Annotated in this window: 24 protein-coding genes and 1 pseudogene; 9 read left to right on the top strand and 16 right to left on the bottom strand. The window is 59.6% G+C overall.

What is annotated here, in order from left to right; translation table 11 throughout:
- The first annotated feature begins 72 nt into the window (after positions 1-72).
- The 3 genes from ACF8GB_RS19490 to ACF8GB_RS19480 all read left to right on the top strand — a co-directional run bounded on the left by ACF8GB_RS19490 (position 73) and on the right by ACF8GB_RS19480 (position 2,250).
- Entirely contained in the window at positions 73-630 is a 558-nt protein-coding gene (locus tag ACF8GB_RS19490) for a hypothetical protein (RefSeq protein WP_206597709.1), read from the top strand.
- A gap of 120 nt (positions 631-750) precedes the next feature.
- A complete protein-coding gene (locus tag ACF8GB_RS19485) occupies positions 751-1,593 on the top strand; it encodes an abortive infection family protein (protein ID WP_392527497.1) in 843 nt (280 codons plus the stop codon).
- Positions 1,594-1,665: 72 nt separating this feature from the next.
- Complete coding sequence (locus ACF8GB_RS19480) at positions 1,666-2,250, top strand: hypothetical protein (protein WP_392527496.1); 585 nt, start codon at positions 1,666-1,668, stop codon at positions 2,248-2,250.
- Between the two features lie 15 nt (positions 2,251-2,265).
- Here the strand turns inward: ACF8GB_RS19480 and ACF8GB_RS19475 are convergent, their stop codons facing one another.
- From ACF8GB_RS19475 to ACF8GB_RS19455, 5 genes and pseudogenes are all read right to left on the bottom strand, one after another.
- Positions 2,266-2,526: a hypothetical protein gene (locus ACF8GB_RS19475; RefSeq protein WP_193754979.1), complete on the bottom strand. Its 261-nt coding sequence runs from the start codon at positions 2,524-2,526 to the stop codon at positions 2,266-2,268.
- 55 nt (positions 2,527-2,581) lie between these two features.
- Positions 2,582-4,126, bottom strand: a complete 1,545-nt coding sequence (gene tnpC, locus ACF8GB_RS19470) for an IS66 family transposase (protein ID WP_392527494.1) — start codon at positions 4,124-4,126, stop codon at positions 2,582-2,584.
- Between the two features lie 18 nt (positions 4,127-4,144).
- Positions 4,145-4,504, bottom strand: a complete 360-nt coding sequence (gene tnpB, locus ACF8GB_RS19465) for an IS66 family insertion sequence element accessory protein TnpB (RefSeq protein WP_029614001.1) — start codon at positions 4,502-4,504, stop codon at positions 4,145-4,147.
- Positions 4,505-4,603: 99 nt separating this feature from the next.
- A complete protein-coding gene (locus ACF8GB_RS19460; protein WP_392527520.1) occupies positions 4,604-5,452 on the bottom strand; it encodes a tyrosine-type recombinase/integrase in 849 nt (282 codons plus the stop codon).
- A gap of 173 nt (positions 5,453-5,625) precedes the next feature.
- A pseudogene (locus ACF8GB_RS19455) lies at positions 5,626-5,814 on the bottom strand (Arm DNA-binding domain-containing protein); the annotation flags it as partial.
- Between the two features lie 768 nt (positions 5,815-6,582).
- Between ACF8GB_RS19455 and ACF8GB_RS19450 the strand changes: the two are divergent.
- The 6 genes from ACF8GB_RS19450 (at position 6,583) to ACF8GB_RS19425 (ending at position 14,403) form a co-directional block, all read left to right on the top strand.
- Complete coding sequence (locus tag ACF8GB_RS19450; protein ID WP_027913703.1) at positions 6,583-7,296, top strand: ABC transporter permease; 714 nt, start codon at positions 6,583-6,585, stop codon at positions 7,294-7,296.
- Positions 7,297-7,309: 13 nt separating this feature from the next.
- A complete protein-coding gene (locus ACF8GB_RS19445) occupies positions 7,310-8,221 on the top strand; it encodes a glycine betaine ABC transporter substrate-binding protein (RefSeq protein WP_058637469.1) in 912 nt (303 codons plus the stop codon).
- A complete protein-coding gene (locus ACF8GB_RS19440; protein WP_023533317.1) occupies positions 8,218-8,871 on the top strand; it encodes an ABC transporter permease in 654 nt (217 codons plus the stop codon). The genes ACF8GB_RS19445 and ACF8GB_RS19440 overlap by 4 nt, the downstream gene beginning before the upstream one ends.
- Positions 8,868-10,025, top strand: coding sequence for a betaine/proline/choline family ABC transporter ATP-binding protein (locus tag ACF8GB_RS19435; RefSeq protein ID WP_058637468.1), 1,158 nt, complete (start codon positions 8,868-8,870; stop codon positions 10,023-10,025). Before ACF8GB_RS19440 ends, ACF8GB_RS19435 begins: the two co-directional genes overlap by 4 nt.
- A 468-nt stretch (positions 10,026-10,493) precedes the next feature.
- Complete coding sequence (locus ACF8GB_RS19430) at positions 10,494-11,657, top strand: type III PLP-dependent enzyme (RefSeq protein WP_058637467.1); 1,164 nt, start codon at positions 10,494-10,496, stop codon at positions 11,655-11,657.
- A 190-nt stretch (positions 11,658-11,847) separates the two neighbouring features.
- Complete coding sequence (locus ACF8GB_RS19425) at positions 11,848-14,403, top strand: PepSY domain-containing protein (protein WP_392474868.1); 2,556 nt, start codon at positions 11,848-11,850, stop codon at positions 14,401-14,403.
- A gap of 58 nt (positions 14,404-14,461) precedes the next feature.
- On the opposite strand, the gene ACF8GB_RS19420 is transcribed toward ACF8GB_RS19425, so the two are convergent.
- The 11 genes from ACF8GB_RS19420 to rlmN form a co-directional block, all read right to left on the bottom strand.
- The gene (locus ACF8GB_RS19420; RefSeq protein ID WP_058604374.1) at positions 14,462-15,253 is read right to left on the bottom strand and encodes an amidohydrolase; all 792 of its coding nucleotides are present in this window, start codon (positions 15,251-15,253) and stop codon (positions 14,462-14,464) included.
- A complete protein-coding gene (locus ACF8GB_RS19415; RefSeq protein WP_058637465.1) occupies positions 15,241-16,389 on the bottom strand; it encodes a pyridoxal phosphate-dependent aminotransferase in 1,149 nt (382 codons plus the stop codon). The genes ACF8GB_RS19420 and ACF8GB_RS19415 overlap by 13 nt, the downstream gene beginning before the upstream one ends.
- Positions 16,390-16,527: 138 nt before the next feature.
- Positions 16,528-17,076, bottom strand: a complete 549-nt coding sequence (locus tag ACF8GB_RS19410; protein ID WP_392527493.1) for a hypothetical protein — start codon at positions 17,074-17,076, stop codon at positions 16,528-16,530.
- Positions 17,077-17,344: 268 nt separating this feature from the next.
- Entirely contained in the window at positions 17,345-18,808 is a 1,464-nt protein-coding gene (gene der / locus ACF8GB_RS19405; protein WP_023533412.1) for a ribosome biogenesis GTPase Der, read from the bottom strand.
- A 115-nt stretch (positions 18,809-18,923) separates the two neighbouring features.
- On the bottom strand, positions 18,924-20,066 hold the full coding sequence (gene bamB, locus ACF8GB_RS19400) for an outer membrane protein assembly factor BamB (protein WP_058637463.1): 1,143 nt from the start codon (positions 20,064-20,066) through the stop codon (positions 18,924-18,926).
- A complete protein-coding gene (locus ACF8GB_RS19395) occupies positions 20,067-20,708 on the bottom strand; it encodes a tetratricopeptide repeat protein (RefSeq protein WP_058637462.1) in 642 nt (213 codons plus the stop codon).
- Between the two features lie 39 nt (positions 20,709-20,747).
- Complete coding sequence (gene hisS / locus ACF8GB_RS19390; protein ID WP_058637461.1) at positions 20,748-22,037, bottom strand: histidine--tRNA ligase; 1,290 nt, start codon at positions 22,035-22,037, stop codon at positions 20,748-20,750.
- Positions 22,038-22,062: 25 nt separating this feature from the next.
- A complete protein-coding gene (ispG, locus tag ACF8GB_RS19385) occupies positions 22,063-23,172 on the bottom strand; it encodes a flavodoxin-dependent (E)-4-hydroxy-3-methylbut-2-enyl-diphosphate synthase (RefSeq protein WP_058637460.1) in 1,110 nt (369 codons plus the stop codon).
- A 3-nt stretch (positions 23,173-23,175) separates the two neighbouring features.
- Positions 23,176-24,186 carry a RodZ family helix-turn-helix domain-containing protein gene (locus ACF8GB_RS19380; RefSeq protein ID WP_078479077.1) on the bottom strand — a complete coding sequence of 337 codons (1,011 nt, stop codon included), beginning with the start codon at positions 24,184-24,186 and terminating at the stop codon, positions 23,176-23,178.
- A complete protein-coding gene (pilW, locus tag ACF8GB_RS19375) occupies positions 24,183-24,944 on the bottom strand; it encodes a type IV pilus biogenesis/stability protein PilW (protein ID WP_058637458.1) in 762 nt (253 codons plus the stop codon). Before pilW ends, ACF8GB_RS19380 begins: the two co-directional genes overlap by 4 nt.
- Before the next feature lie 13 nt (positions 24,945-24,957).
- A complete protein-coding gene (gene rlmN, locus ACF8GB_RS19370) occupies positions 24,958-26,103 on the bottom strand; it encodes a 23S rRNA (adenine(2503)-C(2))-methyltransferase RlmN (RefSeq protein WP_078479078.1) in 1,146 nt (381 codons plus the stop codon).
- Between the last annotated feature and the right edge of the window lie 15 nt (positions 26,104-26,118).

Below are 26,118 nucleotides of genomic sequence, written 5' to 3'. Positions count from 1 at the left end.
CAGGCTTGATAGGCGCTTCAGGGTGACAAGGACAGTTGTACGACATCATTAACGCCGGGCTCGGGGAGAAGCATGAGCGAGAGTTCTTTCAAGTCAATTCGAAATGGCACCATTGTTGCCGTGATTGCTGCTGTGGTTCCGTTGTTAATTCCAAGCGCCAGAGCATATGCCGTAGAATTCTTTTCCTGGGTGTGGTCTGGCGTGACATGGTGCTGGAGCAGCCTCATGTCCTCATATGCTTTGCCAGGCTGGGTATGGATTATCGTTTTCTTATTCGCTCTCATAGGCGCGGCCTGCATTTTTTTCAGGCTTAGGGGCGAACCAGCCAAACCCGAGCATCACTCGTATATCGAAGACTCCATGTACGGAGCAAAATGGCGTTGGCAATGGATTTCTAATCGGATATTTGATCCCTGGTGCTATTGCCCGCGATGCGAAGCCACTCTTGTTTATGACGACAGCTCTTGCAATAGGTTTTCATACGAAGAAAAGAAAACAAATTTCATATGTGAAAATTGTGGCCACTCAGTCGTAGCCTCGATTCCAGGCGGCAATAAAGCTTATGCAATGGGAGCAGTAGAGCGCGAGATTGACAGGCGAATTCGGACAGGCGCATACAAAAGAAACTGAAGAACTGCATAAACCATAAGAAACCTCATGCTACTCGCCGACCGAGTGTGGTTCGGAACGTTATGCTCCCGACACACAACCTGCTATTAAGATACTCAGGAACCCCATATAGGATTGTCCATGGAAAATTACAACATACCATCTTATTTGATCTCAGCAATTGCGGACACGGTTGCAGAGTCTGAGACTCATGCAAGCCTTGACAGCTTATTCATGTACGCAGATGCGCCTGGAGAGCCGCCTGATGGAAGCAAAGCGGTTAAGGCGCTAGAGTGGTTGCGACGGATAAACAAAGAAAATGGCATAGATCGTCTGCTTATTTTGGGGCGCATCATTGAAAAATACATGGACGACATAACCGAGGAAACCTCCTTTTGGGTAAATCAGGAACAAATCGACGCCAAGAAGAAACGAGTATCAAATATAAAGAAGGCCCTGGAGCGTGCTGGACTAGCATACTCTCCAGGCGGCGTCCTTTCCAAAGGTGAAGGCCTTGCAACAAAAACACTCTCTGAACTCATAAAAAACCGAAACATCCAAGCGTTGGACTTCGAATTCGAAAGAGCTATTAAAAATGTCGAGTCCAGCCCTCGCGAGGCGATTTCAGCCGCCTGTAATATTCTGGAGTCAGTTTTTAAGGTCTATATTGAAGAGCACTCTCACCTGACTCTCCCCTCTAAGCAGGACCTACAATCTGTCTGGAAAATCGTCAGAGCCGATTTGGGGCTGGATGCATCAATTTTGGAAGATCGCGACCTGCAAGAAATTGTCAGCGGAATAATGGCAACGGTCAACGGTATCGGTGCATTGCGGACACATGCCAGCTCTGCACATGGAGCAGGAAAGAAACCGTACAACATCAAGCCGCGCCATGCAAAACTGGCAATTCATTCGGCACACACAATTGCCGCATTTGTCCTCGAAACATGGGATGAGAGAAGCCGGAAAACACCGCATAAGTGATTTTCACCGAACTTGATTTACGATTTAAACCGACCAGTTGTTTACTGATAATGTCAAGAAAGGGAGCGCACAATGACGACGATCGAATTCTATCTAGCCCTTAGAGATGAAATACTGAAGAGTATTTCCGGTGTTGAAAACTCCTACGGATACTATAGCTGGGACGACACCAGCCCAAACTGGTTAACCAAAAGCCGCCTGGACTCACTGCTGGAGAAATACATCTTACTCGCCAAAGATCTAGGGGTTTATATTGTCACCAGATATGCAAGCTGCGAAAACCCAAAGCACGAATGGTATCCCACCACAAACCGGTATGGGATTTCTATTCCTTATCAGGATGAGCGTTTTGTATGGGCCGGGGAGCAGTTTTATCAAGGTGAAAGATTTTCCACATGCCCTTGCTCCCCCAAAAATAAACCCTACAACAACTGGGTAATCGACGACATAGGTTACGACAAAAAATTTAATGCGAAGGATTGTGAGAATATCGCGCTTATTCTTCAAGACGTAAAAATGGCTGCTGAGAAGTCTGGAGATAAAAAAGTTCGCTCAGGAATACGGGAACATCTACTGAGAGCGGTATTAAGAATTAATGACGCAATACTGCCAAAATCAGTTGATGACTATATCGCAGAGATCCGTACAACACTTTAACAAGTCACACCGCTATTACCTCTCCCGATCATGCTCGCCACCTTTGCGGTGGCGAGGTGGCGTGATCGGCTTGGGCTTTTCCAGCCCCTCACCTTCCCGCTGCTCTTTTCCCTTGGTTCGGAACAAATCGGCAGCGCGTTCAAACGCTGCCATCACGTCCGGGAACGGATTGCGCGGCGCATGGCGCGCCTGCTCGAAGGCAGCCATGACATCGGGCACGGTGCCCCTGCCCGGTGCGCGCCTGCGCCCTGGGAGAATCTGAACCAGAGATGGCATGGCGCCGTCTGTACGTGATCCATAAACCCCACCTGCCCAACAGTGGGGTAACGAGTTACCGTGGCATCTCTGGCGAGCAGTTCCACGGTAACAGCGCTTCGTAGTCTGCTACCGACGAGGCGTGCGGTAGCCGCTCAAGTACGTGGCGCAGCCACGTGTAAGGCTCTTGGCCGTTGACCTTGGCGGTCTCGACCAGGCTGTAGATCTTCGCGCTGGCACTGGCGCCGTTGACGGTGTCGCTGAACAGCCAAGCCTTGCGTCCTATGACAAACGGCTTGATCGCTCTTTCGGCCGTATTGTTATCGATGGGCAAGTAACCCGCTTCGACATAGCGCTCCAGTCGACTCCAGTTATTCGCCAGGTAATGCACTGCCTTGCCCAACGCACTTTGTGCGGTCACCTGCGACTGGGTTTTATCCAGCCAGCTTTTCAGTTGTGTCAGGATCGGCAGGCTTTTCTCCTGTCGACCAGTAAACCGCTGTTCATCACTGACGTCCTTGAGCTCGCGCTCGATGCCGCACAGCTTGTTGATCATCGCCAGCGCGATATCAGCCCGTCCGGTTTTACCTTTGGGCTGCACTTTTTGCGCGTCCACGAACTTGCGTCGCGCATGGGCCATGCACGCCAGTCGCTCCACGCCCGGCTGCAACGCCAACGCGTTATAGCCGGCGTAATCATCAGTCATGACATAGCCACGGTAACTTTCCAGCAAGCGCAACGGCACCTCCTGCGCACGGCTGGACGTGTAATCAAACAGCACAACTTTTCGATCCGGTGGGCCACTGGCTTGCACCCACATCCAGGATTGACTGGTTGGATCTCGATCCGGTTCTTTCAACACCTGGACACGGGTTTCATCGCAGTGAATCACTGGACTTTCCAGCAACCGATCACGCATCAAATTAAGAAGTGGCTGGAAATGCTCGCTGCACTGGATCACCCAGCGTGCCAGCGTTTGCCGAGGGATATCGATACCGTGCCGGCTGAGTACCGTTTCAAACCGATGCAACGGTAAACCGTCGACATACTTGGTGGTCAGTAGCATGGCCAGCACGCTGGGGTTGGCCATGCTTTTCTCGATCAACTGGGCGGGCTTGTCGGCGGTGACCGGTGCGGCTTCACAGCCACGGCAAGCGTAGATCTTGCGGATATGTGTGATGACCCGGATCTGCATCGGCACGATATCCAGTTGCTCACTGGTTTCTTCCCCGATGGCATGTTTGCGGCAACCGCAAGCACAGGTCAGTTCGTGTTCGGGCAGTTCGTGGATGACTTCGATACGCGGCAGATTGGCTGACAACGGCTTGCGTTTGCCACGACGCACTGTGGGTGCAACGACTTCCTCATCGGCGTCGCCAACCAACGGCATTGGCTCGCTTTCAGGCTCATTGAACAAGGCCAACTGTGGCGTGTTGGGTTCTACGGATTGCTCGGACTTGCGTCCAAACAGACGGTCACGCAACAGCTTGATCTGTTCTTTCAGGTCGACGATGTGAGTCTGATAAGCCTGAGCGGTTTCCTCCTGACGATTGAGGGCCTCAAGCAACAGTTGCTTGAGCAAAACAGGATCATCAGGAAGGTCATCGGGCAGAGAAATCATGGCCCGGATTATACCGGGTCATGCCACGTAGCGCGGCGTCAAAACCTGATGAGGACGATTACGCCAGAGGTCAAAACCGTCGAGCAGCCAGTTGAGTTCCTGGACGGTCAGAATGATCGCCTCGTCGGTGGCGTCTGGCGATGTTTTGAAACGCTCGGATTCGAGGCGCTTGAGCCACAGGCAGAAGCCGTTTCGTTCCCAGTAGAGGATCTTCACGCGGTTGCGCGGCTTGTTGAGAAACACGAAAAGCACGGGGTCAAACACCGCCACTTTGATATCCAGTTCGACCAGAGCGGCCAGGCCGTCAATCGACTTTCGGAAGTCGACGGGCTTGGGGTAGAGATAGACTTTTTCGACTTTGGCGTCGGGTCGCATCATGACGGGGCTGGCTCCAGAAAGAGATCGGGAGCAGAGCATTGCGGATCAGCTTCGCGCTTTGAATGTGGGGTTCATGGAGCGGTTACGTTGCTTTGGCCCTCAAGCTTGCTGGGTAAGGCTGTCCAGGCGCTTGCACCAGGCGCTGTAGGCCTCCTTCTGTTCAGCCAAATAGTCGTACTGGTCATAGACCTGCCAGCTGCCGGGCAGCTTATGGCCGAGCATGATTTCGGCGATGTGTGGCTCGGTCAGCGTTGAAAAATTCGTCCGCGCGGTCTTGCGCAGGTCGTGAACAGACCAGTGCGCCATCTCGTATTTCTCGTGTCGGCGCAGCCACTGCATGATGTTGTATGGCAACTGCAGGGGTGCCCCCGTCCCCATCGGCTCATCTGTGCCGCTGTTGGTGAACAGGAAAGAGCTGCCCTTGCTCAAGTCGATGGCCTGCCGGATCAGCGTTTCCGTTTCCGGGGTGATAGGGCGCAGCAGCGCCTTCCCGGAATTCTTGCCTAATTTGTGGTTGGCAGGCGGCACCGTCCAGACCATCGCCTTGAAATCAAAATGCCCCTTCTCGCTCACACGCAGCTCGCCGTTGCGACAGCCATAGATCAGGCAGAGCTTCAGGAAAATTTTGTTCTTGGTCGCCATGCGCGATTGTTCGATGGCCTTCCACACGAGCCTGATTTCATCAGGGGACAGGGAGCGAGAGCCTGCGACCTTTTTGATCTGCAGGTCTTCCTTGGCGTTGATGTCGGAGAGCGGATGACTGGGGATGAGTTGGCGCTTCACGCCCCATTTGAGCATCTGCTTGGCATTGACCAGGATGCGGTCGGCTATGCCGGGCCTGACCTTGGCCTGCGCTTCAAGAAGAACCAACCATTCATGCAGGGTGACCTTATCCGCAGGAAGATGGCCAATCTTGGGGAACACATGGATTTCGAAGGAGCGCAGGATTTCGTGATGGCCCTTCTTGTTGCCTTTGCAGTAGGCCGCGTACCACTGGCGGAACAGGGACTCGATGGAGTCAGCCTGGAGGATCGCCTGCTTTTCCAGTTGCCTAACGACCCTGGGGTCATACCCTGCTCCAGCTGGGCACGCAGGCGCTGCGATTCCGCGCGGGCGTCTTTGAGTGACATCAGGGGATAGGTGCCAAGATCAAGACGGCAGGGGCGCGCGTCGTAGCGGAAACGCAGCTGGAAGGTGATTTTGCCCTTGGGCGTGATGCGCACGCTTAAACCGTCGCGGTCGGCCTTCTCTTCCCGGATCGCACGAGGTTTGCCGCTGTTGGCTTTGAGCCAGGTATCCGGGATTGCCATGAGCCCTCCCCGGATTTCGCGTACATAATTTTTCAAGGTCTCCGAAGGGCTGATTTATGTACGCTGCTGTGTACATAACTTGAGTGGCTCAGCCTGTCTTCGGATGTCTTTGATTGTCGCGGGCGCTCAGAGATTCTTCAATAAAATCAGTAGATTATTTGAGAATATGGCAGGGCCTGTCGCAGCCTGACCTAGAGGGTAAGGTCGGGGTGGGAAATGATTGCGAAAGTGCGACTTCGGCGGCCTGGTTGGTCATGGGAAATCGCCTGACTGGGGGATCAAAAAGGGGCAGCATCATACCTGAAATTCGACTCGGCGAAAATCGGCCAGTGGCGGACGGTCGGGTACCGCCCCGTCCCTCGCTGGCAAGTCAGCGCCTACCTAAGGTGCGCAAACGCCTGCCGTGCGGGGATGGGAACTGGCGCTGCACAGGCAGAACGCGAATACGTGCAAGACCAGTGCTTTCAACGTCTACAGCTGCATTTATCGATTCTTTTCACTTGCTAGATCGCTGTTAACCAGTGATTAGTGCTGGCCAAACGCCCCCTGAGATGGGAACCTTTGCGCCCGAGGAGACGTCCACTCCCCTGTAAACCGCTTCGGTTGGGGAACGGTTTCACCAGCGTTTTCGAACCCGACGGGGTTTGGCTCATGGCCTGATCGGCGCCTATGGCTCGCATCGGGCTGCTAATCGCGAACACACCACCGCTGCCTCTCGGGGCTGGCCAAGAAGAAGTGTGCTCGCCGACGACAAGAAGGAGTCCACCTGTGGCGACACGCTACGGAAAAGGGCTGTTGGGATGGGCCGCCGTGCTCGTCATCCTGGCCCTGCTGGTCCACTGGATCGGCCTCGACACGATCGCGCGCTACCGCGATGATCTGACGTTCTACCTGCAAGCGCACCTGGTTCTGGTGCTGGCTTCGATGGCGGCGGCATTGGCCGTGGGCATCCCCGCCGGCATTGCCTTGAGTCGACCGCATAGGGTCGACAAAGCCGAGCGGTTCATGCAGTTCTTCAACATTGGCAACACCATCCCCCCCCTGGCTGTACTGGCCATCGCCCTGAGCGTACTAGGTATCGGCGCAGGCCCTGCCATTTTCGCCCTGTTTCTCGCCTCCCTCCTGCCCATCGTGCGCAACACCTACGAAGGGCTTAAAAACGTTCCCGCCTCGCTCAAGGAAGCCGCTACCGGTATCGGCATGACGCCGCGCCAGCAGTTGTGGCAGGTGGAGCTGCCCAATGCCGTGCCCATCATCGTCGGTGGCGTGCGTGTAGCACTGGCGCTGAACGTGGGCACCGCCCCGCTCGCCTTCCTAATCGGTGCCAACAGCCTGGGCAGCCTGATTTTCCCCGGCATTGCCCTTAACAACCAGCCCCAGCTCTTGCTGGGCGCCGCTTGTACGGCACTGCTGGCATTGCTGCTGGACGCACTGGTGACGTTCGCCAGCAAGCGCTGGCTGGAACGTGGCCTGGCCCAATAACCCGAGGAAAACCATGAAGAACGCAATCGCCTTGCTCCTGGGCGCGGTCCTGCTGTCGGCGGGTTTTGCCCAGGCGGCAGACAAACCGTTGATCCGTATCGGCGCCCGGGTGTTCACCGAACAGACCGTGCTGGCCGAAATCACTGCTCAATACCTGCGCGCCAATGGCTTCGAGGTGCGCGTCACTGGCGGCCTGGGCAGCAGCCTGGCCCGTCAGGCGCAGGAAACCGGGCAGCTTGACCTGATGTGGGAATACACCGGGGTCTCGCTGGTGTCCTACAACCATGTGGAAGAACGCATGCCCAGCGCGGCGGCCACCTATGCCCGAGTCAAGGCTCTGGATGCCGAAAAGGGACTGGTCTGGCTTAAGCCTTCCAAGTTCAGCAACACCTATGCATTGGCATTGCCCAGCGAAGTGGCCAAGGCCTACCCGCAGGTCAACACCATCAGCCAGTTGAACCAGGTGTTGATGGACGAGCAGGCGCGCAAGCATGTGGTTGCGCTGGACACCGAGTTCGCCAACCGGCCCGACGGCCTGGATGGCCTGCAGGCGCGATATGGCATGCACCTGGAGCGCGCCAACATCCGTCAGATGGACGCAGGCCTGGTCTACACCGCGCTGCGCAATGCCCAGGTGTTCGCAGGCCTGGTGTACACCACCGATGGCCGACTCAACGCGTTCAAGCTCAAGCTGCTTGAAGACGACAAGCACTACTTCCCGGATTACACGGCAGGCCCGGTGGTGCGCAAGGCCGTGCTCGACGCTCATCCGCAGTTGGCCAGCCTGCTCGCCCCCCTTGCCGAACAATTGGACGACGAGACCATGCGCCAACTCAACGCCAAGGTCGATGTGCAGCACCAAAGCCCCTCCTCGGTCGCAGCCGCCTTCCTGCGAGAACATCCCCTGAAGGAGGTGACGCCATGACATTGTTCGATACCTTCGCGCACCTGGACTGGGCCCTGGTGTTGCAGCTGACCTGGCAGCACATCATGTTGGTGGGCGTGGCCGTGGGCCTGGCCATCCTGATCGGCGTGCCGCTGGGCATCGTCATGACCCGCTTCCCCTTCCTGGCCGGGCCCGTGCAGGCCAGCGCCACGGTGCTGCTGACCATCCCGTCGATCGCCCTGTTCGGGCTGCTGTTGCCGTTCTACTCCACCTTCGGCCAGGGCCTGGGCCCGCTGCCTGCCATCACGGCGGTGTTCCTCTATTCCCTGCTACCAATCTTGCGTAACACCTACCTGGCGCTGACCAACGTCGAGCCCGGTATTCGCGAGGCTGCCCGGGGCATCGGCATGACCTTCGGTCAACGCCTGCGCATGGTCGAGTTGCCCATCGCAGTACCGGTGATCCTCGCCGGCGTGCGTACTGCCGTGGTGATGAACATCGGCGTGATGACCATCGCCGCCACCATTGGGGCCGGTGGCCTGGGCGTACTCATCCTCACCTCCATCAGCCGCAGCGACATGTCGATGCTGCTGGTCGGCGCAGTACTGGTCAGCCTGCTGGCGATCATCGCCGACCTGCTCCTGCAAACCCTGCAACGTGCCCTGACTCCAGAAGGAATGCGCTCATGATCGAACTGAAGAACCTCAGCAAGACCTTCAACGTCAACGGCAAGGACGTCAAGGCCGTGGACGCGGTCAGCCTCACGGTCAACGAAGGCGAAATCTGCGTGTTCCTGGGCCCGTCAGGGTGCGGCAAGAGCACCACCCTGAAGATGATCAACCGCCTGATTACCCCCACCTCGGGGCAGGTGTTCATCAATGGCGAAGACACCAGCGGCCTGGACGAAGTCAGCCTGCGTCGTCACATCGGCTATGTGATCCAGCAGATCGGCCTGTTTCCGAACATGACCATCGAGGAGAACATTACCGTCGTGCCGCGCCTGCTCGGGTGGGACAAGCAGCGCTGCGCCGAGCGCGCCCGCGAGCTGATGCACATGATCAAGCTCGAGCCCAAGCAGTACCTGCAGCGCTACCCCCGCGAACTCTCCGGTGGCCAGCAGCAGCGGATCGGGGTGATCCGCGCCCTTGCAGCCGACGCCCCGGTGCTGTTGATGGACGAGCCGTTCGGCGCCGTGGATCCCATCAACCGGGAGATGATCCAGAACGAATTCTTCGAGATGCAGCGGGCCTTGAACAAGACCGTGATCATGGTCAGCCATGACATCGACGAGGCTATCAAGCTGGGCGACAAGATTGCCATCTTCCGGGCGGGCAAGCTGTTGCAGCTGGATCACCCAGACACCTTGCTGGCGCACCCGGCCGATGACTTCGTGAGCAACTTCGTCGGCCAGGACAGCACCCTCAAGCGGCTACTGCTGGTCCGTGCCGAAGATGCGGCTGACAATGCCCCGGCGGTGAGCCCGCAGACCCCAGTGGCTGATGCGCTGGAACTGCTGGACGAACATGATCGCCGCTACGTGGTGGTGACCGACGCCACGAACAAGGCGCTCGGCTATGTGCGCCGACGCGACATGCACCGCCAGCAAGGCACGTGCGCCGACTTCCTGCGGCCATTCAACGCCACGGCGGCACACGATGAAAACCTGCGTATCCTGTTGTCGCGCATGTACGAGTTCAACCGCGCCTGGCTGCCGGTACTGGACGCCGAGCAGGTGTTCCTGGGCGAGGTCACCCAGGAGTCGATTGCGGCCTACCTGAGCTCGGGCCGCTCACGCGGGGCGAAATCCACCATTGTCTCGCCCGCCGAGATGGTGACGTCCTAAAAGCCTTTCATCGCAAAAAAGGCGTGACGAGGGCGGACGGAATAAAAAATTCATGGACCGTTTTCTGAACGCCAGTACCAGGCTCGGGTGGCCATAAATATGAACACCCGAGCCTACCTGCCGCACCGCTCGATCATCTCCAAATGCGCCTCGTGCCCAAGCGGAGGGGCTTGGGTTTACGCACCCTGCCCAGGGCTATTCCACAATTCTTTACGTCTGACGCGCACTGGGGAACACCAGCCGTTCACATGGGTCGTTAATCCCAGGCGTGGCAACTCGAACATCGCCGATTCGCCAGGGATTGCCTGTTGATTCTGCCGAGTTCACGCCCTAAAGTGCGCGCCGAACGTCCATGCTGGAAACGATCCATCCGGCTCAAGTACTGAGTAGGCGAACCAAAGTGGGGATACGGAGGGCGTTCAGTTTGCAGCCACTTAAATTTTCAGTTTGCCCATGGAGTCCCTGAGCATGTCGATCCAGGTCGAAGACTATTTCGCACGCGACACCTTCCAGAAGATGAAGGCGTTTGCCGACAAGCAGGAAACGCCGTTCGTACTCATCGATACCCAGATGATCAGCAAGGCTTATGACGACCTGCGCGCGGGGTTCGAATTCGCCAAGGTGTACTACGCCGTCAAGGCCAACCCAGCCGTCGAGATCATCGACCTGCTCAAGGACAAGGGCTCGAACTTCGACATCGCCTCCATCTACGAGCTGGACAAGGTGATGAACCAGGGTGTCAGCGCCGATCGCATCAGCTACGGCAACACCATCAAGAAATCCAAGGACATTCGTTACTTCTTCGAGAAGGGTGTGCGCCTGTACGCCACCGACTCCGAGGCCGACCTGCGCAACATCGCCAAGGCCGCGCCGGGCTCGAAGGTGTATGTGCGTATCCTGACCGAAGGCTCCACCACTGCCGACTGGCCGCTGTCGCGCAAGTTCGGTTGCCAGACCGACATGGCCATGGACCTGTTGATCCTCGCCCGTGACCTGGGCCTGGTGCCCTATGGCATCTCCTTCCATGTGGGCTCGCAACAGCGCGACATCAGCGTGTGGGACGCCGCTATCGCCAAGGTGAAGGTGATCTTCGAGCGGCTCAAGGAAGAAGACGGCATCGAACTGAAGCTGATCAACATGGGCGGCGGCTTCCCGGCCAACTACATCACCCGTACCAACAGCCTGGAAACCTACGCCGAGGAAATCATTCGCTTCCTCAAGGAAGACTTCGGCGACGACTTGCCGGAAATCATCCTGGAGCCGGGCCGTTCGCTGATTGCCAACGCCGGCATCCTGGTCAGCGAAGTGGTGCTGGTAGCACGCAAGTCGCGCACGGCCGTCGAGCGCTGGATCTACACCGACGTCGGCAAATTCTCGGGCCTGATCGAAACCATGGACGAGTCCATCAAGTTCCCGATCTGGACCGAGAAAAAGGGCGAAACCGAGGAAGTGGTCATCGCCGGCCCTACCTGTGACAGCGCCGACATCATGTACGAGCACTACAAGTATGGTCTGCCGCTGAACCTGGCAATCGGCGATCGCCTGTACTGGCTGTCGACCGGTGCCTACACCACCAGCTACAGCGCGGTGGAGTTCAATGGGTTCCCGCCGCTCAAAGCCTACTATCTGTAATCCATGACGGGGCCCAAAGGCCCCGTTTTCATGCCTGCGCAATAAAGCCGACCGCACCTCGATCCCCGGCGTCACACCAGCAGCTAATCACCTTGTGAATGTGAACGAATCTCAATTGCCGCGTGCAGGAGCTTCCATTAACATCCGCCAGCGCTACGCAGGGTGCGGCGGCGATACAAGGTGAACGAAGGTGCTGAAGAAGACGCTGTTCCAGCTGCATTGGTTATTCGGCATCACGGCCGGGCTGGTACTTGCAGTAATGGGTATCACTGGGGCGCTCTATTCGTTTCAGGACGAACTGCTGAGCGCGCTCAATGCCGATGTGCTGCGCGTAGAGGTACGGCCTGACGGCGTGCTGCCGCCTGCTGAGTTGGTGCAACGTGTCGAAGCCCAGCAACACGACAAGGTCGCCATGCTGTGGGTCGATGTTCGTGAAGGCGAAGCTGCCAGGATCTTTTTCACCCCTGCACCGGGCGAGCGGCGCGGTCCGTTGCGCTACGCAGACCCGTATACGGGCCAGCTGCTGGGCGAAGTGTCGGGGCAAGGCTTCTTCACCCTCATGCTTACGCTTCACCGCTTTCTGGCCATGGGCGACACGGGCAGGCAGATCACCGGTGCCTCGACGCTGCTGCTGGTGTTCTTCTGCCTGTCGGGCCTGTACCTGCGGTGGCCGCGCCATGCCACAAACTGGCGAACCTGGCTGACGCTGGATTGGGCCAAAAAAGGCCGTGCGTTCAACTGGGACCTGCACGCCGTAGCAGGCACCTGGTGCCTGCTCTTCTACCTGTTGTTCGCCCTGACGGGCCTGTTCTGGTCCTACGAATGGTACCGGGAGGGTCTGAACCGGCTACTGGCCGATCCGCCGGTCGCCGGGCAGCCGCAGCCGCAACTGAAAAAAGACCGGCGCTCCGGAGCTGCGTCTATCGACCCAAAGGCACCGGCGCTGAACGTCGACTACGACGCCATCTGGGCCAGCCTGCGCAACGCCGCAGGTCCACGCCTTGCCAGTTACAACCTGCGCCTGCCCCCAGTCGGCGGTCAACCTGCCAATCTGTTCTATCTGCTGGATAACGCCGACCATCCCAGGGCCTTCGACACCTTGGTCCTGGACCCTGCCAGTGGCAAGGTCAGCCTTCACGAACGCTACAGTGATAAATCATTCAAGGCCCAATTGCTCCAGAGCGTGTACGCACTGCATGTCGGGGAATACTTCGGCCTGGTTGGGCGCATCGTCCTGACCTTGGCCAGCCTTGCCATGCCGGTCTTCTTCGTCACAGGCTGGCTGCTCTACCTGGATCGACGGCGCAAGAAACGTCAGGTTAGGGCTGCCCGCCGCCACGTGACCCCCGATGAAGTCAACAGCGAGAGCTGGCTGATCGGCTACGCCAGCCAGAGTGGTATGGCCGAGCAGCTGGCCTGGCAAAGCGCCGGGCAACTACAGGCGGCAGGCTTGCCGGCGCAGGTCAGGGCGTTGGGTACGTTGTGTGAAGAGGATCTGCGTGCGGCACGCCGTGCGTTGTTCGTCGTCAGCACCTTCGGGGATGCAGAAGCCCCTGACAACGCGCGAGGCTTTGAGCGCAACGTGCTGGGTCAGCCTTTGCCCTTGCAAACACTCAGCTATGCCCTGCTGGCGCTGGGTGATCGTCAATACCCACAGTTCTGCGGGTTCGCCCGCCGGCTTCAGGCGTGGTTGACCGAGCGTGGTGCTCACTGTGCATTTAGCCCCGTGGAGGTCGACAACGCCGATCAGGCGGCCCTTCAGCAATGGCATCAGGCGCTGGCACTGCTGACCGGCACCGCGCCGGTATCCGCTTGGCAAGCCCCCCGTTTCGGCAACTGGTCGCTGACCCGCCGTGAACTGCTCAACCCTGGCAGCCAGGGCCAGCCGGTGTATCTGCTCGGCCTGCAGGCGCAGAAGCCTGCCGTGTGGGAAGCCGGCGACCTGGTGGAGATTATGCCGCTCAACGGTCGGCCAAGGGTCGATGCCTTCGTCAGAGACCTGGGGCTGGACGCCGACACGCACGTGCAGGTCGAGGGGGTGGTAGTCAGGCTTGCTCAGGCACTCGCAGACCGTCAGTTACCTGCCGTCGGTGGGCATCTGGTCGGGCTTCATGCCCAGGCGGTGGTGGACGCACTGGTGCCGCTCGGCAGCCGCGACTATTCCATCGCCTCGATTGCCAGTGACGGGGTGCTGGAGCTGATCGTGCGCCAGGAGCGACACCCAAGTGGCGACTTGGGCGTAGGCTCTGGTTGGCTGACCGAATACCTGCCGCTCGATGGCACACTGAGCCTGAGGCTAAAGCGCAACAGTGGCTTCCATATGCCCCAGGGCAATGTACCGATGATCCTGATCGGCAACGGTACTGGCCTTGCGGGCCTGCGCAGTCTGCTAAGGGCCCGCGTCGCTGCGGGCGAGCGGCGTAACTGGCTGCTGTACGGCGAACGCAATCGCGCCCATGATTTTCTGTGTGGCAAGGAGCTGCAAGGGTTGCTCGCCGCTGGGGATCTGGCACGGCTGGACCTGGCGTTCTCTCGCGACCAAGCCGAAAAAATCTACGTGCAGGATGTGTTGTTGCAACAGGCCGCGCTGTTTGAACGCTGGATGAATGAAGGTGCCTGCGTATACGTCTGCGGCAGCCTGCAGGGCATGGCCGCTGGCGTCGATGCGGCACTTGCAGGCCTGCTTGGAGATGCTGCCGTGCAACGGCTGATCGAGGAGGGGCGATACCGGCGGGATGTGTACTGATCGGCAACAGGCAAAGCCGGCGTCCTGGCAGTAATCCTCCAGGATGCCGGCGCTGCGATCAGTGCAGCTCGAAGGTATCGGCATCCAGGTTGGCCGGGAACTTGGCTCTGTAAGCGGCCAGTTCCGAGGCACTCAATACCACGGTGAACACGCCATCGGCCTCTCCAGCACTGAGCAAGCTCTCGCCCTGAAAATCCAGCACCTGGCTGTCACCGCTGTACGCGAAGCTCTTGCCGTCAATGCCCACCCGGTTCACCGCCGCCACATAGCACAGGTTTTCGATCCCTCGCGCCGGCAACAGGCGGTTCCAGTGCAGGCGCCGCGCCGCCGGCCAGTTGGCTGTGTACAACAGCAGGTCGGTGTCGGTGGCATCCCGGCTCCAGACCGGGAAGCGCAGGTCGTAGCAGATGAGCGGGCGAATGCGCCAGCCCTTGAGCTCGAACTGCACCTGCCGCTCGCCCGGCGTGTAGTGCTCGTGCTCACCGGCCATGCGGAACAGGTGACGCTTGTCGTAGTGCAGGATCTCGCCATCAGGCCGTGCCCAGAGCAGGCGGTTACGGTGGCTGCCATCGGCTGCCTGAATGATCACGCTGCCCGTGACCACGGCGTTGCACTTCTGCGCTTGAGCCTTGAGCCACTTGTACGTGGGGCCATTCTCCGGCTCGGCGAGGCTTTCGGACTGCATGGAAAACCCGGTGGTGAACATTTCCGGCAAGATCACCAGGTCCACCTCGCCCACCTGCTCAAGCAGCACGTCGAAATGGGCGAAATTGGCTTCCCGGTCGTGCCAGGCCAGGGTGGTCTGCACCAGAGCCAGCCTGAGGTCTGGCAGCGTACTTAGATCGCGCATAGTTTCTCCGCTGCCTGACGCAGCGTCTCCTCTCGTTTGGCAAAGCACAGGCGCAGCAGCCGTTGACCGGGAACAGCTTGCTGATAGAACACCGAGATCGGGATGGTGGCCACACCATGCTCGCGGGTCAACCACGTCGCCATCTGCACGTCATCGAGGTCCGGACGAATATGCGAATAATCAACCAGCTGAAAATAAGTGCCGGCCGTGGGGGTGAACCTGAATCGCGAATCTTGCAACAAGCCGCAGCACAGGTCGCGCTTGGCTTGATAGAAAGCCGGTAACGCATCGACATGTTCGGGATGCTCGGCCATGAAGTCAGCCAGGGCGTACTGCAAAGGAGTCACGCCACAAAAGTTGACGTATTGATGCACCTTGCGCAGTTCGGTGGTGAGGGCCGGCGGTGCGATGACATAGCCCGTCTTCCAGCCGGTGACGTGATATGTCTTGCCAAAGGAACTGACCACGAACGCACGTCTGTAGAGCTGCTCGTGAGCCAGTACGCAAGCATGCTGCACGTCGTCATAGACCAGGTGCTCGTAGACTTCATCGCTCAGTACGTAGATGTCTCGATTGGCGATCAGCTGCGCCAGCTGGTCCAGATCCTTCCGGGACAGCAAGGCACCGCTTGGGTTATGGGGCGAGTTGAGCACGACCAGACGTGTGCGTGGCGTAAGTGCGTCCGCGAACTGCTGCCAATCGATGGCAAAGTCGCTGGGGTCCAGCTGCAGATGCACGCAACGGCCCCCGGCCAGTGCCACCGAGGGCGCGTAGCTGTCGTAACAGGGGTCGAAGATGATGACCTCGTCCCCTGGCCGCACAACAGCCTGGATAGCGCAGAAGATCGCCTCCGTCGCGCCGGGCGTAATCGTCACTTCATGGTCGGGGTCTACCGTCGCACCATAGAGGCGCTTGACCTTCAAGGCCACCTGCTGGCGTAAGGCTGCAAGGCCCGACATTGGCGCGTATTGATTGTGACCCGCCATGACATGTCGGCCCACCGACTCGAGCAGGGCCTGGGGCCCGTTGAAATCCGGGAAGCCCTGCGAAAGGTTCAGCGCCCCGGTCTGGGCGGCGAGCTCTGACATGGTGGTAAAGATGGTCGTGCCGACGTTCGGCAATTTGCTGGGGATCATGGCGCCCTCGCTCCTGGTGCAGCCGGCACGGGAAGAAAGCACGAGCATAGCGGATCGTTTCGTCGGTAAGAAGCCGGTCAGAGCGTGAGTCGCACGTCACAAGCTTTCCCGACGATCACTGTCGGGGCTAGCTCCACCCTATGCCTGGGTGACGAACTCCAGTATGAAAGTCGCTGCGGGCGCCACATCCGTAGTATGGAAACGCAACCTGTCGCTTGGCTGGCTCTCCCAGACAGGTATGTTTTTCGTATCATTAGGCTTGATGCTGAACCAGGTCCAGCCAACTGGGACTTTTTTGTAGCCGACTAACACGCGATCGTGGGCCGAGACATGGCGGGCATCGAGGGTTTGCAATCGAACCTGATTCACATTGGGCTCGCCGTCAATGTTCCCGGCCAGGTGGATAATTTGCAGGGCAGGACCGGGCGTGCCCAGCTCTGTGTCCGATGCATGAAGGACACGCCCACCACGTCCAGTAACCTGCTTGCCTGCTGACGTTCGAAATTCAAACGCCATACCCCCCTCGAGCGATGGGTGAGCGAGCATTCCGATGTCGAAGCACTCGGGCGTATCAAGCGTTCCGGCTACCTGCAGTTCATTCAAATGATTGACGATAATTGCGTGACGTTCGCCATCCTTGAGCAGATAGAGCTTACCCTTGGCTTTTTGTAAAAAGATATCGTTCATGATGTTCCCTTTGATTGATCCAGCACAGCATTCACAGGTACGTGAATAGCCAATGAGCCACCAATGAGGAGCACAGACTCAGCGCCTCGTGCACTACCCGCACACAAACTACCGGTGCAAAGTGGAAGGCGGCATAGATCAATGTTTCCTCCCGAGCTTGGCGGCATGGCCGTACTCGTGAGGAAACAGGAAACAGGGTGCGGCGCTGGAGACGCGCGGCACGGGGGGCGAAGCATGGAACGGGCAGCGTGACGCGCCCAGCAGGCGCCTATCGCTTATCGCGACGTTTCTTCTCAGCCTTCTTGTGATGCGACATCAAGCGACGCTTCTTGTTGACCTGCCGGTCTGTGAGGGTGTTCTTCTTGCCCTCGTACGGGTTCTCACCGCCCTTGTACTCGATGCGAATCGGCGTGCCGACCAGCTTGAGCACGCGACGGTAAGTGTTTTCCAGGTAACGCGAGTACGACTTGGGAATGCTGTCGGTCTGGTTGCCGTGGATCACGATCAGCGGCGGGTTGGCCCCACCCAAGTGCGCATAACGCAGCTTGATGCGACGGCCATTGACCAGCGGCGGCTGGTGCTCGCTGACGGCGTCTTCGAGGATCTGCGTCAGACGGCTGGTCGGCCAGCGGGTCACAGCTGAGGTGAATGCGGCCTGCACCGACTTGTACAGGTTGCCCACGCCGGTGCCGTGCAGGGCCGAAATGAAGTGGATATCGGCGAAGTCAACGAAGAACAGCCGGCGCTCCAGTTCGGTCTTCACATAGGCACGCTCACCCGGCTCCATGCCATCCCACTTGTTCAGGGCGATGACGATGGCGCGGCCAGCTTCCAGGGCAAAGCCCAGCAGGTTCAGGTCATGATCGACCACACCTTCGCGAGCATCCATGACGAAGATCACCACGTTAGCGTCCTTGATCGCCTGCAGCGTCTTGACCACCGAGAACTTTTCGACTTCCTCGTGGATCTTGCCGCGCTTGCGCACACCGGCGGTGTCGATGAAGGTGTACTTGTCACCATCACGCTCGAACGGGATGTAGATACTGTCGCGGGTGGTACCCGGCTCGTCGTAAACCACCACGCGCTCTTCACCGAGCATGCGGTTGACCAGGGTCGACTTGCCGACGTTGGGGCGACCAATGATGGCGATCTTGATGCCATCCTTTTCGCTTGGGCCAGGGATGCGCACGGCCTCTTCGCCTTCGGCGACATCCTGGTCCAAGGCTTCTTCTTCGGCATCGCGCGGCAAGTGGCCGAGTACGGCCTCCATCAACGCATTGATACCTCGACCCTGGGAGCCTGCTACCGGAATGGCATTGCCCATGCCCATCGGCGAGAACTCGGCGCGGGCAACGTCAGCGTCGATATTGTCGATCTTGTTGGCGACCAGGATCGCCGCCTTGTTGCGCTTGCGCAGGTGCTCGGCAATCATTTGGTCTGCCGCCGTCATGCCTGCACGGGCATCGACCAGGAACAGCACATAGTCGGCTTCTTCGATGGCCATGAGCGACTGCTCGGCCATTTTTTCGTCCATGCCCACTTCATCACCGGTGATGCCACCGGTGTCGATGAGGATGAAGGAGCGACCCTGCCAGCTGGCATCGCCGTACTGGCGATCACGGGTCAGGCCCGACAGGTCACCCACGATGGCATCGCGGGTCTTGGTCAGGCGGTTGAACATGGTGGATTTGCCGACGTTCGGGCGGCCCACCAGGGCGATTACGGGAACCATTCGGCTCTCCACTCTTGAATTCTTGAAAATACAAAGGCCGCTGCAAGGCAGCGGCCGGAGTTCGGGCGGCGTGTCCTACGCCGCAGCCTGAAGCCGCACGGCTTCAAGCATAGCTTCAGCGGATAGTCAGTGCCTCGAGCTTGCCGCTGTTGCCGAAGACATAGATGGTATCCCCAACCACCAGTGGCCGTGCGCGCAGGCCACTGCTGTCGACACGCTCACGGCCAACGAAGCGACCGTCGACCTGGCTGAGCAGGTGCAGGTAGCCTTCGAAGTCGCCTACTGCCACGTAGCTGCTGTACACCTCGGGGGCGGTCAGCTGGCGACGGGCCATGGCATCGTTGGACCACAAGGCGCTAGAGGATCGCTCATCGACGCTTTCCACGGTACCCGAGGCTTCGCTCACGTAGACGTTGCCAAAGCCTTGGGCGACCCCTACGTAGCTGGAGGCATCACGCTGCCAGAGCACGCGGCCGCTTTCCAAGTCCAGGCCCGCAACGCGCCCCTGGTACGTGCTGACGTACAGGGTACCACCAGAAAGCAGCAGGCCGCCGTCGATGTCGACGACACGCTCAAGCTCCGAACGGCCCTGCGGGATCGCCACACGGCTTTCCCATACAGGTACGCCATTGCTGATGTCGACTGCCACGACCTTGCCGGTGGAAAGGCCCGCGACTGCCAGGCGGTTGGTCACGACGGGCGCGCCGGTGCCGCGAAGGGTCAGTACCGCCGGGGTGCTTTCATAGATCCAGCGACGGTCACCAGTGGCGGCATCCAGCCCGATCAGGCGATCGTCCTGGGTCTGCACCACCACCACATCACCGTTGTTGGCCGGAGGCGCCAGCACTTCGCTGGTCACGCGGGCGCGCCAGCGCTCCTCACCGGTGCTCGAATCCAAGGCGATCACTTCACCCTTGAGGGTGCCGAGCATCACCAGGCCATAGCCTACGCCAACCGCACCGGAAACCGGCAGGTCAAGGTCCTTGTTCCACACCACGTTGCCCGTGATGCGGTCCAGGGCATAGACATCCCCAGTGACGTCGGAGGCATAGATCCGGTCATTCTCGATGGCCGGCACGAGGGTATTGTAGGTTTCACCCTGGCCATCACCGATGGAGCGGCTCCACTGCTTCTTGAGCACCACTTCCTCGGTGAACTTGGTCAGCTCGGCAGGAGGCAGTTCCTTCTTGCTGTTGCTGCTGCACCCTGCGGCCAATACCGCCAAGGTCAGCACTGCTGCTTGTTTCCAACCGATCACTTACGCGTCCCCTCTGGCCAGATCATCGAGCTTCAACTGCAAGCCACCCACTGCCGCCTCGTCGGACAACGCAGCCTTGGCCTTTTCGTAGGCACCGTGCGCGTCAGCAGCGCGGCCCAGCTGTACCAGCAGGTCCCCTTTCAACTCCTCGCGACTGGCGAGGAAGGCTTTCTCGGCATCCCCATCCAGCAACTTGAGGGCATCCTCGGCCTTGTTCTGGGCAGCCAGCACACGGGCCAGACGCTGGCGTGCGATCTCGCCAAGGGTGGCGTCTGCTGGCTTGTCCACAATAGCCTTGAGCTCGCCAGCGGCATCGTCGAGCTTGCCGCTCTCGACCGCTACCTTGGCCACGAACAGGCTGCCGTACTGGGCATAGGTCGTGCCGCCGAACTCGCTCTTGAGCTTGCCGGCCAGTTCCGCAACCCGGGTGGCGTCCGGCTGACCCGTAGGCGTGAGGCTGGTTTCCAACAGCGCCTGATACAGCTGCGAGGCACCTTGCGACTGGTTGTTCTGGTACTTGTGCCAGGTGTTCCACCCCAGCACCACCACGCCGGCGAGCAGCGCGCCGGTCAGCAGCGGCTTGCCGTTACGGTTCCACCAGTCCTTGACCCCTGCCAGGTCATCATCATCGGTACTCGACACCCCAATACTCCTTTTCGCCTATTCGCTCGTTGAACCGCGTTACGCGTGTGCGATCGCGGTTTCCAGGTGCCCTGCAAGGGCATCCCAGGCAATGTTCTGTTGTTCGCCCTGACCACGCAGGGGTTTGAAGCCGACTTCCTGTTTGGCCAACTCGTCATCGCCAAGAATCAAGGCGAACAGCGCGCCGCTCTTGTCGGCTTTCTTGAACTGGCTCTTGAAACTGCCCCCGCCCGCATTCACGGCCAGACGCAGGCCGGGCAGACGGTCACGCACCGCTTCGGACAGTCGCAGGCCCGCCAACTCGGCCTGCTCGCCAAACGCGCAGAGGTAGACATCGACCTGACGGCTGATGGAGTCCGGTACCTTGCCCAGGGTTTCGAGCAGCAGAATCAGACGCTCGATACCCATGGCAAAGCCAACGCCAGGGGTAGGCTTGCCGCCCATTTGCTCCACCAGCCCATCGTAGCGGCCGCCGGCACATACGGTGCCCTGGGCGCCAAGCTTGTCAGTGACCCATTCGAAGACGGTCTTGCTGTAGTAATCCAGCCCCCGCACCAGCTTGGTGTTGAGCACGAATGGAATGCCGGCAGCGTCCAGGCGGGCCTTCAGGCCTACGAAGTGCGCACGGGATTCTTCGTCCAGGTAATCTTCGAGCTTCGGCGCATCGACCAGCACCGCCTGGGTATTGGTGTCCTTGCTGTCGAGGATGCGCAGCGGATTGCTCTTGAGGCGGCGCTGGCTGTCTTCGTCCAGTTGCTCCAGGCGCGCGGACAGGAACTCTACCAACGCGTCGCGGTAGCGGGCGCGCGCTTGGCTGGTGCCAAGGCTGTTGAGTTCGAGCTTGACCGCATCCTGAATACCCAGCAAGCCCCACAGGCGCCAGGTCAGCATGATCAACTCGGCATCGATGTCCGGGCCATCGAGGTTGAACACCTCCACACCGATCTGGTGGAACTGCCGGTAGCGGCCCTTCTGGGGGCGCTCGTGGCGGAACATTTGCCCGATGTACCACAGCTTCTGCACCTGGCCATTACCGGTGATGCCATGCTCCAGCACCGCGCGGACGCAGGCCGCCGTCCCTTCCGGACGCAACGTGAGCGAGTCGCCGTTGCGGTCCTCGAAGGTGTACATCTCCTTTTCGACAATATCGGTCACTTCACCGATCGAGCGCTTGAACAGCTCGGTGAATTCCACGATGGGCGTGCGGATCTGGCTGTACCCGTAGGTGTCCAGCAGGCCGGCAACGGTACCTTCGAAATAGCGCCACAACGGCGACTGCTCAGGCAGGATGTCGTTCATGCCACGGATGGCTTGCAGCGATTTGCTCACGAATGATCCTTACGAATTCTGTGTATCAGCCACGGACGATCAGTGCCGCGTCGGCTTCGACCTTCTCGGCCGCTTTCTGTCGGATGAGCCTTTCGAGATCATCGACCAAGTTGTCGTTGGTCAGTTTCTGCGCAGGTTTACCGTCGATGTAGACCAGGTTGGGCGTACCACCGGTGAGGCCGACATGCGCTTCCTTGGCCTCCCCCGGGCCATTGACCACACAGCCGATGACGGCCACGTCCAACGGTACCAGCAGGTCCTCGAGGCGCCCTTCGAGCTCGTTCATGGTTTTTACCACATCGAAATTCTGCCGCGAGCAGCTCGGGCAGGCGATGAAGTTGATGCCTCGTGAACGCAAATGCAGGGACTTGAGGATGTCATAGCCTACCTTGACCTCCTCCACCGGGTCTGCCGCCAGCGAAATGCGGATGGTATCGCCAATGCCTTCGGCCAGCAGCATACCTAGGCCAACGGCAGATTTCACCGTACCCGAACGCAGGCCACCGGCTTCGGTGATCCCCAGGTGCAGGGGTTGCACGATTTGCCGCGCCAGCAGGCGATAGGCTTCGACGGCCATGAACACGTCCGACGCCTTGACGCTCACCTTGAAATCCTGGAAGTCGAGGCGATCAAGGTGCTCCACATGACGCAGCGCCGATTCGACCAGGGCAGCGGGCGTAGGCTCGCCGTACTTTTTCTGCAGGTCCTTTTCCAGTGAGCCTGCGTTGACCCCGATACGAATCGGGATACCGCGGTCGCGAGCGGCGTCCACGACGGCCCTGACCCGGTCTTCACGACCGATGTTGCCGGGGTTGATGCGCAGGCAGTCCACACCCAGCTCGGCCACGCGCAAGGCGATCTTGTAGTCGAAGTGAATGTCGGCGACCAGCGGCACACTGACCTGCTGCTTGATGCGGCCGAAGGCTTCGGCGGCGTCCATGTCAGGTACCGAGACGCGAACGATGTCCACACCGGCATCGACCAGACGTTGGATCTGCCCCACCGTGGCGGCGACATCATTGGTATCGGTGTTGGTCATGCTCTGCACTGCAATGGGCGCATCACCACCCACCGGCACATTGCCGACCCATATCTTGCGGGATTCGCGACGTTTGATCGGGGATTGGCCGTGCATGAATTACTGTCCCAACTTCAGGCGAGCGGTTTCGCCACTGGTGAACGGGGCAACGTCGACGGACTGGCCGTTGTAGCTGACCTTGGCGCCACGGGCAAAGCCCAGGCGTAGCGCAAAGGGCGCCTTGCCAGTCAGCTCGAGGTTATCCCCCTTGCGCTTGATGCCGCTGAACAGCACCTTGCCGTTGCCATCGGAAACCTGGGTCCAGCAATCGGCGACGAACTCAATCGCGACCTTGCCGCTGCCCGCTGGCGCAGCTGCGGGCTCGGCTGCGTCTGCACTTGTCGCAGGTGTGGCTGCCGTCGGCGCGCTGACAACAGGGGTAGCAGTGGCCGGCACCGGAGCCGGCTGAGGCGTTGCGGTGCCAGTTACCGGAGCCGACCCAGCGGCTGGCGTGTCGGCCGCCGGTGCCTGACTGGTACTTGCAGCCTGCTGCTCGTCGGTGCTCTGAGCCAGCGGCAGGGGGGCGCTTTCAGGTTGCTGGGCGGCAGAGACGGCTTGGTCTTCGGGTTCGTCAAGCGGGTGAATCTGGGTGGTGCCGTCGGCGCTTTCGACCTCAACATGCTCAAGGGCAACGCTAGAGAGGTCCTTGCCGCGCATGCTGCCCTGGTCCTGCCACCAGACGAAACCGCCACCCACCACAGCCAGCAGCAACAACAGGCTGACCCCGCGCAGGATATTGTGGGACAACCGTGAAGGCTCTTCGATACGCCCCAGCGAATGGACGTCGCTGCCTTTGGCGTGAGTGCCGGTGTAGCGATCGAAGGCTTCGACCAAGGCGGCCTGGTCCAGCTCCATCAACTTGGCATAGGCGCGAATGTAGCCTCGGGCGAAGGTATGCCCGGGCAGCTTGTCGAAGGCGCCGGTTTCCACATGGTTGAGCGAGCTGACAGTAAGATTGAGCTTGCGGGCCACCTCGGCTTGGGACCAGCCCCGTTTCTCACGGGCCAGGCGCAACAGCTCACCAGGGTTCTGGCCAGGCGCTACAGCTACTTCGGGATGCGCGGCGTTCATCGTTGCTCCGACAGGTATTGCTGATATTCCGGCGTACCGGGATAAAGTCGTTGTAATTGCTGCCCCAACTCGGCCACCGTGCCTTGTTCGTCGAACACCTTGGCAAGGCGGCTGCCCAGCAGCAGGCTCCGGGCATCGTGGCCACTCAACCGGCTGAAACGATCGTAGTAATCCCGGGCCGGCACATAATGCCTGTTTTCGTAGGACAACTCAGCCATTTCCAGCAACGCTTGTGGTTGTCGCTGGTTAAGCTGCAATGCTTTTTGCAAATAGGCGTGGGCCTGATCGCGCTGGCCGAGCCTCAAGGCTGTCAGGCCAAGGTTTTCATAAACCCGTGAACGCTCAGGATACAGGGTATCGGCGCTGGCAAGGCGAAACATCTGCTGCGCTTCGGCAAACCGCCCTTGAGCATAAAGGAAACTGCCGTAATTGTTGCGAATTCGCGTGGTGCCGGCACCCGCCGCGAGCGCTTGCTTGAAATGACGCTCCGCCAACAAAGGCTCGTCTTCGGCCTGATAGACCAATGCCAAGGCTGCATGCGCGTCGGCATCGTTGCCATCCAGCGCCAATGCCTTTGCCAAGGGCGCCTTGGCCTGGCCTAGCATCCCCTGTTGCAGGTAGCCCAGCCCCAGTTGCACATAAGCGCGCCCGGCCTCGACCCTGCGCTGTTCAGCCACCTGCGCATCGCTCCCTCCACCCGACATGCAGCCGGCGAGCAGCGAAAGCGCAAGGATCGGCAGCGCAGCGCGCAGGTTCATAGGCCAGCTCCGGTCAGTGGGCGGCCGGGCTGTCCGACCGCTCGGCGTCTGCCGACAGCTGCCGGACGGCGATGTAACGTTCGCTGCGCCGGGTGCGGTCATTGACCTGCCCCACCAGCTGACCGCAGGCTGCATCGATGTCATCACCGCGGGTGGTGCGCGTCGTCACGTTGTAGCCGCCGTGGTGCAGCAGGTCCTGGAAACGACGAATGGCGTTGTTGCTGGGGCGCTCGTAACCGGAGTGCGGGAACGGGTTGAATGGAATCAGGTTGATCTTGCACGGCACGTCGCGCAGCAGTTCGATCATCTGCGCCGCATGCTCGGGCTGGTCGTTGACGTCCTTGAGCAGGGTGTACTCGATGGTGAGCACACGCTTGCCACCCAGGGTCGCCATGTAACCCATGCACGAGTCAAGCAGCATCTTGAGCGGGTACTTCTTGTTGATCGGTACCAGCTTGTTGCGCAGCTCGTCATTGGGCGCATGCAACGACAAGGCCAGGGACACATCGATGTGCTTGGCCAGCTCGTCGATCATCGGCACGACACCCGAGGTGGACAGGGTGACGCGACGCTTGGAGATGCCATAGCCCAGATCTTCCATCATGATCTTCATGGCGGCGATGACATTGTCGAAATTGAGCAGGGGTTCGCCCATGCCCATCATGACCACGTTGGTGATAGCGCGGTCGATCTTGGCAGGCACGGTCCCGAAGGATTTGTTCGCAAGCCACACCTGGCCGATCACTTCGGCGGCGGTGAGGTTGCTGTTGAAGCCTTGTTTACCGGTGGAGCAGAAGCTGCAGTCCAGGGCACAACCGGCTTGCGACGACACGCACAGGGTGCCGCGATCGTCGGTGGGAATGTAGACGGTTTCGACGCAGCTGCCAGAGGCAACGCGGATCACCCACTTGCGGGTGCCGTCTGCGGAAATGTCTTCGCTGACCACTTCCGGCGGGCGAATTTCGGCAACGGCCTCGAGCTTTTCACGCAAGACCTTGCCGACGTTCGTCATGGCGGCGAAATCATCGACGCCAAAGTGGTGAATCCATTTCATCACCTGACCGGCGCGGAAGCGCTTCTCTCCGATGGAATCGAAGAATTGTTCCATTTCCTGCAGGGTCAAACCCAGCAGGTTGATTTTGTCAGTCGATGTCGTCATGGATTCACCCTCACC

Origin of the sequence: Pseudomonas sp. xss_4 (assembly GCF_043104125.1) — a bacterium.
GTDB lineage: Bacteria > Pseudomonadota > Gammaproteobacteria > Pseudomonadales > Pseudomonadaceae > Aquipseudomonas > Aquipseudomonas parafulva_B.
The sequence above is the reverse complement of the archived record's forward strand: the minus strand, read 5'-3'. Positions and strand labels throughout refer to the sequence as shown.

Coding starts and splice junctions, on each gene's coding strand:
- ACF8GB_RS19420 (WP_058604374.1), bottom strand. CDS start 15,253: ATGCGCGATCTAAGTACGCTGCCAGACCTCAGGCTGGCTCTGGTGCAG.
- ACF8GB_RS19415 (WP_058637465.1), bottom strand. CDS start 16,389: ATGATCCCCAGCAAATTGCCGAACGTCGGCACGACCATCTTTACCACC.
- ACF8GB_RS19485 (WP_392527497.1), top strand. CDS start 751: ATGGAAAATTACAACATACCATCTTATTTGATCTCAGCAATTGCGGAC.
- tnpC (WP_392527494.1), bottom strand. CDS start 4,126: ATGATTTCTCTGCCCGATGACCTTCCTGATGATCCTGTTTTGCTCAAG.
- tnpB (WP_029614001.1), bottom strand. CDS start 4,504: ATGATGCGACCCGACGCCAAAGTCGAAAAAGTCTATCTCTACCCCAAG.
- rlmN (WP_078479078.1), bottom strand. CDS start 26,103: ATGACGACATCGACTGACAAAATCAACCTGCTGGGTTTGACCCTGCAG.
- ACF8GB_RS19410 (WP_392527493.1), bottom strand. CDS start 17,076: ATGAACGATATCTTTTTACAAAAAGCCAAGGGTAAGCTCTATCTGCTC.
- ispG (WP_058637460.1), bottom strand. CDS start 23,172: ATGCACGGCCAATCCCCGATCAAACGTCGCGAATCCCGCAAGATATGG.
- ACF8GB_RS19430 (WP_058637467.1), top strand. CDS start 10,494: ATGTCGATCCAGGTCGAAGACTATTTCGCACGCGACACCTTCCAGAAG.
- ACF8GB_RS19380 (WP_078479077.1), bottom strand. CDS start 24,186: ATGAACGCCGCGCATCCCGAAGTAGCTGTAGCGCCTGGCCAGAACCCT.
- ACF8GB_RS19440 (WP_023533317.1), top strand. CDS start 8,218: ATGACATTGTTCGATACCTTCGCGCACCTGGACTGGGCCCTGGTGTTG.
- ACF8GB_RS19490 (WP_206597709.1), top strand. CDS start 73: ATGAGCGAGAGTTCTTTCAAGTCAATTCGAAATGGCACCATTGTTGCC.
- ACF8GB_RS19475 (WP_193754979.1), bottom strand. CDS start 2,526: ATGCCATCTCTGGTTCAGATTCTCCCAGGGCGCAGGCGCGCACCGGGC.
- der (WP_023533412.1), bottom strand. CDS start 18,808: ATGGTTCCCGTAATCGCCCTGGTGGGCCGCCCGAACGTCGGCAAATCC.
- ACF8GB_RS19435 (WP_058637468.1), top strand. CDS start 8,868: ATGATCGAACTGAAGAACCTCAGCAAGACCTTCAACGTCAACGGCAAG.
- pilW (WP_058637458.1), bottom strand. CDS start 24,944: ATGAACCTGCGCGCTGCGCTGCCGATCCTTGCGCTTTCGCTGCTCGCC.
- ACF8GB_RS19445 (WP_058637469.1), top strand. CDS start 7,310: ATGAAGAACGCAATCGCCTTGCTCCTGGGCGCGGTCCTGCTGTCGGCG.
- ACF8GB_RS19480 (WP_392527496.1), top strand. CDS start 1,666: ATGACGACGATCGAATTCTATCTAGCCCTTAGAGATGAAATACTGAAG.